The 2,645-nt window shown below is 58.1% G+C and carries 3 protein-coding genes; all 3 read left to right on the top strand.

Features of this window, described 5'->3' with window-relative positions:
• On the top strand, positions 1-807 hold an 807-nt coding region (locus P0D80_RS49410; protein WP_408295847.1), incomplete at its 5' end, for a DEAD/DEAH box helicase.
• 1,144 nt (positions 808-1,951) lie between these two features.
• Positions 1,952-2,269 carry a hypothetical protein gene (locus P0D80_RS49405; protein WP_408295844.1) on the top strand — a complete coding sequence of 106 codons (318 nt, stop codon included), beginning with the start codon at positions 1,952-1,954 and terminating at the stop codon, positions 2,267-2,269.
• Entirely contained in the window at positions 2,226-2,549 is a 324-nt protein-coding gene (locus P0D80_RS49400; protein WP_408295841.1) for a hypothetical protein, read from the top strand. Before P0D80_RS49405 ends, P0D80_RS49400 begins: the two co-directional genes overlap by 44 nt.
• Positions 2,550-2,645: the final 96 nt, after the last annotated feature.

Below are 2,645 nucleotides of genomic sequence, written 5' to 3'. Positions count from 1 at the left end.
GTCGCCACCGAACTGCCACCGAAAACGACCATCGTGCGCACCGTCGAACTCGAAGGCGCACAGCGCGACCTGTATGAGACCGTTCGCGCGGCCATGCAGGAAAAGGTTCGGGCCGCCGTCACCGCAAAGGGACTCGCGCGTAGTCACATCATCGTGCTCGAGGCGCTGCTCAAGCTGCGCCAGGTCTGTTGTGACCCCCGGCTCGTCAAGATCAGCCAGGCCGCCCGCATCAAGGAGTCGGCCAAACTGGCGCTGCTGCTCGACATGTTGCCCGAGCTGATCGAGGAAGGCCGTCGCATCCTGCTGTTCTCGCAGTTCACCGGCATGCTTGAACTGATTGCCGCCGCGCTCAACGAAGCGGCAATTCCATATGTTGTGCTGACCGGTGACACAACCGATCGAGTGACACCCGTGCAGCGTTTCCAGCAGGGCGAAGTGCCGCTCTTCCTGATCAGCCTGAAGGCCGGCGGCGTTGGTCTAAACCTGACGGCCGCCGACACCGTGATTCACTACGATCCATGGTGGAACCCCGCCGTCGAAAATCAGGCCACCGATCGTGCACATCGTCTCGGGCAGGACAAACCCGTGTTCGTCTACAAGCTGATTACGGCGGGCAGCGTCGAGGAAAAAATCGTTGCGATGCAGGAGCAGAAAGCAGCGCTCGCCGACGCCATCCTGTCCGAGGATGCTGCGGTCGCCGTCAAGTTCTCCGCCGAGGACCTTGAGGCGCTGTTCGAACCTATTTCGTTCACGACGCCCATCTCACCGGTAGCGAAGCTGCCGCCTCGCGCCATGACCGGCACGTAGGACGGGGCATTTCCGTGCGTTCGTCGGAAAGCGCTCTGCGCCACCCGGCCATTCCTGCGGCTAGATGCCGCTGGAATCCATGCCTGGAAAGGGTTTGGAGGGGATTTTCTGTTTTCGGGGGATGGGCAAAAATGGCCAAGGAACGGCGGGAGCTTGACTGGGTACAACGGTGCGTAGTCGACCAGTCTGGATGCCTCATCGAGCGCTCGAGTCGCTTCAGCAATAGTGGCATCACAACGCCTGGCGAAATCCTCAAGCTTGCTGGCTACCGTCAATGCCGTATGCCGCTGGTTGTGCAACCGCGCTGTCTGAGCCTGCCGCGCATCCCTCCAGCGAACGAACGCGTTCCGACCAATGGTCAGTACGCCTGCCGATCCCAGAATGGTCAACCACGTCGACGTGGGCATGGGAAGCGCCTCGTTTCTCGGACATCAAGTTATCCACAGGGAGGGCCAATTTTTCGCGAAATTTTTTGGCGAATTTTGGGCCCGCGTGCATTTTCTGCCCTTCTTCCCCTGAATTCCATCATCTGGAGCCTACTGCCCGACTACTTTAGATGCCGTAGCCGTATGGCGTAGCGCCAAGATTTCAGCCGATGTTGCCCCCTCCCCCAAGCGTCGAAGCTTTGAGGTAGGAGGCAGGAATTTCAGCACCCGGTTGGGTCTGTGGATTTTTACGTAGAGGCCGTCCAACGATGCATGCGCACCTTTCTGTCCCTCCCCTACGCCCTGTCAGGCCATCCACTGCCAGCCTACCCAGACACGGAGTTGCACCGGCCAAACCACGGCGACGTCCAGGATTACGAGGTTTTCTTGGCAGCAGCCCCACATGCGGCTCATTGCTAACGCGGCCAGTACGATCTGAGCCGAACAGCCGACGCCAGACATACTATTTTCTCATATGATCACAAGAAAAGACACCTTATCTTGTGCCACTTCTTAACTTTCGTACTATATTTTGTGTTGCATTGTAGAAATTCGGCATATTCATAAAATCATGCAGTTGTGCTATCATGCGTTCGTGCATCAGCCTCATGCATGAACGCTAACCAATCTGGACGTCCGGATCTAGCGATTTTTCGAGGCATTACATCTTTGAACGGATCGCGCCGGCGATCTGTTCTTTCGTTCGCGGAACGATCGGCATGAATGCAAACCTGTTGGACCCTAAAACCAGCGTTAAGGTGATTGGTTCAAGCGGGCAGATTTCGCTTGGCAAGGAATACGCTGGACGGCAAGTGCTCATTGAGGAGCGCGAGCCGGGTGTATGGCTCGTACGCACTGCGCTCGTGATCCCCGAGAACGAGGCGTGGTTGCACGCACCGCAGGCGCAGCACGACCTGCAGGAAGCCTTGGCTTGGGCCCAAGCAAATCCACCGCGAGAGTCGGACCCCGACGTCCTCTTCAAAGAGTTGGGCAATGCGCAAGAAAAACGACGATCCCGTAAAGGTGGATCTCAATAACCCGGTCTTCCAGCGGCACCTGGTGTCGCTGGACAAGACTGAAGCATCACGGGTCCTCGCGACCTTGAAGAAGCTGCTGCAACTGACTTGGAACCAGGTGTATCAGGATCCCGGACTGAAGTGGGAGAAGATCACGAGTGTGCCGCCGCCTCCAGGCATCGAGTCGGTGTATTCGCTGCGTATCACACAGGCGCGTCGTGCGACCGCGTACCGTGACGGCGACATGCTCCGGTTTCTGACCATTGAGCCGGATCACGACGCCACCTATGGCAAGAAGTAACTACCCCTAAGCCGCGCCGGGCTCCGCACTAGCGGAGCCCCGGGGGGTTTAGTTATCCGGTGAAAATGGCAATGTTTTTTGGGCCACCCCCCGCCC

The organism is Paraburkholderia sp. RL17-373-BIF-A (assembly GCF_046030175.1).
Classification (GTDB): Bacteria; Pseudomonadota; Gammaproteobacteria; order Burkholderiales; family Burkholderiaceae; genus Paraburkholderia.
This window is presented reverse-complemented; position numbering and strand designations above follow the sequence as displayed.

What these genes read in the sequence shown, in the direction of transcription:
- P0D80_RS49405 (WP_408295844.1), top strand. Translation starts at nt 1,952, where the DNA reads ATGAATGCAAACCTGTTGGACCCTAAAACCAGCGTTAAGGTGATTGGT.
- P0D80_RS49400 (WP_408295841.1), top strand. Translation starts at nt 2,226, where the DNA reads ATGCGCAAGAAAAACGACGATCCCGTAAAGGTGGATCTCAATAACCCG.